Source organism: Pseudarthrobacter sp. 10T415, assembly GCF_056394175.1.
In genome coordinates, this window is record NZ_JBFTHJ010000072.1 from 1 (window position 1) to 459 (window position 459).

Genomic DNA, 459 nt, shown 5'->3' on the forward strand with positions numbered 1-459 from the left:
GTCTTGATGTAGATCGGCTCGCGGGCGTGATCGCCCAGCCGCTGGCGCAGGCGGCTGACCAGCAGGTCGATCGAGCGGTCGAACAGCTCGGCGTCACGGCCCTGCGTCAGGTTCAGCAGCTGGTCACGGTTCAGCACGCGCTGCGGATGGTCGACGAACACGCGCAACAGCCGGTACTCGGCGCCGCTCAGGGCCACGACAGTGCCGTCCTTGTCCAGCAGATGGCGGGCGGTGGTGTCGAGACGCCAGTCGCCGAAAGTGAGCAGCCGGCCCGCCTCGGACACCTGGAGATTGGGCGGAAGCATCCGGGTGCGCCGCAGCACCGCCTTGATCCGCGCCATCAGCTCGCGCGCGGCGAACGGCTTGGCGAGGTAGTCGTCGGCGCCCATTTCGAGGCCGATGATCCGGTCTGTCTCATCGCTGCGGGCGGTCAGCATCAGGATCGGGGTGCTCTTGTGC

1 protein-coding gene is annotated in these 459 nt (G+C 68.2%); it reads right to left on the minus strand.

The features are described 5' to 3' along the window. On the minus strand, window positions 1-459 hold a 459-nt coding region (locus AC1DBN_RS21505; RefSeq protein ID WP_477724202.1), incomplete at both ends, for a winged helix-turn-helix domain-containing protein.